Source organism: Streptomonospora sediminis (assembly GCF_054778995.1).
On record NZ_BAAGYZ010000037.1, the window covers coordinates 1 to 4,264 of the forward strand.

The 4,264-nt window shown below is 73.0% G+C and carries 5 protein-coding genes; 2 read left to right on the forward strand and 3 right to left on the reverse strand.

Annotated features, from left to right (window positions below):
- The 3 genes from ACYVD5_RS10140 to ACYVD5_RS10150 form a co-directional block, all read right to left on the reverse strand.
- Window positions 1-1,099: LacI family DNA-binding transcriptional regulator (locus tag ACYVD5_RS10140; protein ID WP_461000707.1), on the reverse strand; the 1,099-nt coding region annotated here is incomplete at its 3' end.
- A 30-nt stretch (window positions 1,100-1,129) separates the two neighbouring features.
- Window positions 1,130-1,783 (reverse strand): TetR/AcrR family transcriptional regulator, encoded by a 654-nt coding sequence (locus ACYVD5_RS10145; protein WP_461000708.1) that lies wholly within the window; start codon window positions 1,781-1,783, stop codon window positions 1,130-1,132.
- 98 nt (window positions 1,784-1,881) lie between these two features.
- Window positions 1,882-2,682: an alpha/beta fold hydrolase gene (locus ACYVD5_RS10150; protein WP_461000709.1), complete on the reverse strand. Its 801-nt coding sequence runs from the start codon at window positions 2,680-2,682 to the stop codon at window positions 1,882-1,884.
- A 206-nt stretch (window positions 2,683-2,888) separates the two neighbouring features.
- Between ACYVD5_RS10150 and ACYVD5_RS10155 the strand changes: the two genes are divergently transcribed.
- Complete coding sequence (locus ACYVD5_RS10155; RefSeq protein ID WP_461000710.1) at window positions 2,889-3,014, forward strand: hypothetical protein; 126 nt, start codon at window positions 2,889-2,891, stop codon at window positions 3,012-3,014.
- Complete coding sequence (locus ACYVD5_RS10160) at window positions 3,011-4,219, forward strand: methyltransferase domain-containing protein (protein WP_461000711.1); 1,209 nt, start codon at window positions 3,011-3,013, stop codon at window positions 4,217-4,219. Before ACYVD5_RS10155 ends, ACYVD5_RS10160 begins: the two co-directional genes overlap by 4 nt.
- Window positions 4,220-4,264 lie beyond the last annotated feature (45 nt).

Consider the following 4,264-nt stretch of genomic DNA (forward strand, 5'->3'; position numbering starts at 1 on the left):
AGCCGCGGGGCGCAGGGCCCTCAGCAAGGGCCGCCGGAGGAGGAGCCGTCGACCCGCGGATGAGCAGCCGTGCGGGCAGCCGCACGCTCGCTGCGGGCTCCCCGGCGACGGTGCCGGTGCCGTCGTCGGCGGCGGCGTCGCCGGCGGCGGCATCGGCACCGCCCGCCGCCCGCTCGACCGCGGCGGCCAACTGCCGCATGCCGCGCTCCCCCAGCTCCTCGCCGGGCAGGTCGATGGTCGTCAGCTCCGGTGAGACCGCCAGGGAGAGGTCGACGTTGTCGATCCCGGTCACCGAGAGGTCGCCGGGCACCGCGAGCCCGCAGGCCCCGGCCGCCTTGTAGACCCCGACGGCGAGCACGTCGTCGTCGCAGACCACTGCTGTGAACCCGCGGCCGGCGGCGCCCGGCCCGCCTTCTTCCAGCAGAGTCCGGGCGGCCGCGCGGGCGGCCCGGTGGTCCAGCGCCGAGTCCGCGTGCACGCGGCTCATTCCGCGGGCGGCACAGGCGGCGTCCACCGCTTCGGCCCGCTCGCGGAAGGTGGCGGTGCCCACCTCGGCGCGCAGGTGGGCGATGGAGCGGTGGCCCAGCCGGTGCAAGTGGTCGACCAGGTCGGTCAGGGCCGGGGCCATGTCGAACCGTACGGCGCCGTGGCCCTCGGGCGGTTCGGCGTCCAGGACAACAGCGGGGACGGCGTCGCCCAGCGGGTGTCCGCCGTCGTCCAGCGAGCACGCCAGCACCGCGTCGACCTGCTGGCCGGCGACATCGGCGGCGACCGACTCCAGGTCGCGTTGGACCGAGAGGACCACCTGGAACCCGGCCTCGCGGGCGGCGGCGCGCGCCCCGGTGAACACCCGCGCGAAGAACGGGTTGACGATGTCGGGCACGGCGATGAGCACCATGCGGGGGCCGCCGAGCCGCAGCCGCCGGGCGTCGGCGTTGGGGCGGAACCCGAGCCGGCGCGCGGCGTCGAGGACGGCCCGCTGGGTGCGCTCGCCGACGCGCCCGCTGGCGGCTCCGCGGAAGACCAGCGAAACGGTCGACTGGGAAACCCCCGCCAACCGCGCGACATCATGGCTGGTGGGCGGTTTTCCGTGCGTCACGGGGCCAGCATAGCCACCGGCGGCCCCCGCTCAGGGGGCCGCCGGCCCGGCGGTATCCCCGCCGCCGTCGGCGGACCCGGTGCCGGTGATGGCGCCGACGACCGCCGCGGTCAGGTCGTCGGTCACGGCTTCGGCGGGGACCTCGGGGTGCTCCAGCCACCACTCGCCCGCCGCCTGGACCATCCCCACCACCGCATGGGCCGTGATCTGGGCGCGCACGGAGCCGGTGACGAGCATGTCGTCCACGAGCACCCCGGCGAGCTCCTCGCCGAGCCGGCGCACCATCATGCCCAGGTCGCCGCGGGTGCGGGGGTCTTCGGAGGTGGCGCGGTCCATGAGGAACCGGTACAGGTTCAGGTTGCCGCCGATCATCCCCAGGTAGGCGCCGACGGTCGCACGGGCGCGCACGCGCAGCGAGGAGCCGGTGTGCAGCTCGGCGCTGACCCGCTCCATCAGCGGGTCGACATGGCGCTGGGCGAGGGCGCGGTAGAGCCCGCTTTTATCGCCGAAGTGGCGGTAAAGGATCGGCTTGCTGATATCGGCTTCGGCGGCGATGGCCGACATCGACGCGTCGGGCCCGTCGCGTTGGATGACGCGGTCGGCGGCGTCGAGGATGGCGCGGCGGCGCTCGGGATTGCGGCCGCGGGCGGCAGACACGGTCTGCGATCGGGGTTCGGAAGCCACCTGTCAGACGGTAGCGCCTCAGCCGTGTACGCGGCGCCGGGCGGCGGCGCCGTCGCAATGGGGCAGAGCAGCGTGCCCGCTCCCGGCGCCGCCCCGGGCTACCACCCGGCTCCGGCCAGCGCGGCCGACAGCGGCGGCGCGATCCGGTCGGTCTCGGCCAAGGCGCCGATGTGGTCGCAGCCGTCGAACCTGATCACCTCGAAGCCGAGTTCGCGCAGCTCACCGGTCCGTTCGTTGATATTGCGGGCGATGGCGGCGCCGCCGACGTAGTCGTACATGCGGCACTCCGGCTCGCAGTCGCGGGTTCCGTACCACAGGATCTTCGGGCCCGGCAGCGCGGCCAGAGCCGCACGGTCGTCGCGCTCGTCCCACTCGCGGTAGAGCAACCGGTCGACGTGGTGGCCGTCGGCTTTCTCCTGCTCGCCGGTGAGCAGGTAGGCGCTGCGGGCGCCCTCGACACAGCCGAGCCAGTAGGCGCAGCCGGTCAGCAGCGGGAATCCGCCGGCCAGCAGGCCCTTCGCGCGGTCGCTGAAAGGCACGAGGAAACCGGCCATCGCGGCCATGCCGGAGTATCCGGCCAACACGAAGCCACCAATACCGGCCGCGTCGGCGACGGTATGCAGGTCGGAGATCTCCATGTCGAGGGGGTAGCCGGTGTGCGATGCGGCTTCCCACGGTCCGCCCGCCCGGTCCTCGGGGCCGGCGGCGGCCTCCTCCTCCCGTTCCATCATTCCGACGAGGCGGCGCGGTTTGTAGCGGACGACGCGGTACCGGTCCGCCAGGGCACCGGCCAGCGCCGCGAACTCACCGCGGAACCGTGCAGGAAACACCAGCGCCGGACCGGACCCTGCGGCGTCGTACCACAGCCGGTATCCGTCGTCGGTGGTGGCGATCGGCATGCGGATCCCTCCCATGGTTCCAACGGCACCGGCACCCTACCGCGGGCCTTGCGCGCCGGCGCGGTGCCGGATCAAGCACCAAGAGCGAATCCCATCGCCCAGGGGGACGGCCCGTCCGCTCCCGGCCAACCCCGGCCGCTCTACTGACAAAGCGATCACCCAGGGTCACCGTCGTGGTATCGATCCACCGTAGCCGGGAGGCCCTGTTGGCTAAGCGCACGGACACCTCGGATAGCGACGGCCACAAACCCGACCGGCCTGTACCGCCCCCTTCGCCCGATGATGGTGGCAGCGGCGGCGGCAGGCACGAACGCGACGAGGGCGGCAAGTGACCGCACCGGTCGACCTGCAGGCCCGCCTCGCCGCGGATCTCCCTGCGGCGTGGCGGGACCTGCTCGCGGCCGTTCCCCGCCACCTGTTCATCCCCGCGACGGTATGGATCGGCGGCGGAGACGACCCGGCCCCGCTGCGCCGCACCGACGACCCCGACCGGTGGATGGCTGCGTGCTACGAGGACCGGCCGCTGATCACCCAGCTCGACGATGGCGCCGGTACCGGCTGCGGGTACGTCACCTCTTCGGCGTCGATGCCCTCGATCGTCGTTGAGATGCTGGAGGCCGCCGACCTCGCTCCTGGGCACCGGGTTCTGGAGGTCGGTACCGGCACGGGCTGGAACGCGGCGCTGATCTGGGCGATCGCCGGCGCCGAAAACGTGACCACGGTCGAGGTCGATGCGGGCCTGGCCGAAACCGCGCGCGCCACCGCTGCGGCGGCGGGTCGGCCGATGGAAGTCGTCACCGGCGACGGCACGGAAGGGCACCCGGCCGGCGCCCCGTACGACCGGATCGTGTCGACGGCCGCTGTGCAGCGGGTCCCGTGGGCGTGGGTGGAACAGACCCGCCCGGGCGGGCGGATCGTGACGCCGTGGGGGACGTCGTTCCACAACGGCACGCTGGTCCGGTTGGCCGTCGCCGCGGACGGGCGCAGCGCGGCAGGACCGTTCGGCGGAAACGCGGGTTTCATGTGGGTGCGCGGCCAGCGCACACCGCACGGCACCCTCCACGACCGGGTCGTCCGCCCGGAGCACGAGTACACCACCAGCGCCACGGACCTGCACCCCTACGAGCCGGTCGGTGACTTCGACGCATCCTTCGCGATCGGCCTGCGGGTGCCGGGGATGAAGGACCTGCTGGTGTTCGACGACGACATCGACGGCAATCCGAAGTTCACCATCTACCTGATGGACCCGGGGTCAGGGTCGTGGGCATCGTGGCGCGTCACCCCGGAAAGCGGCGGCGAGTACGAGGTACGCGAGCACGGACCGCGCCGGCTGTTCGCCGAACTGGAGGCGGCCGACACCTGGTGGGTTTCGGCGGGCCGGCCGGACCATCAGAGGTTCGGTCTGACGGTGACCGCGGAGGGGTCGCGGGTGTGGTTGGACGATCCGGACCACGCGGTGCCGACGCCGGAGTTAGCCTCGGGCTTTCACGGCGGGCGTGACCGCAGACCCCTCTGGACACGCGAAAGGTGCTTCTGAACTGGGACAATGAAGGTTGTCGAGACCCTTGTCCCCAGTAGAAAC

Excerpts from the sequence above, each read along its gene's own strand:
- ACYVD5_RS10150 (WP_461000709.1), bottom strand. The coding sequence starts at position 2,682 with ATGCCGATCGCCACCACCGACGACGGATACCGGCTGTGGTACGACGCC.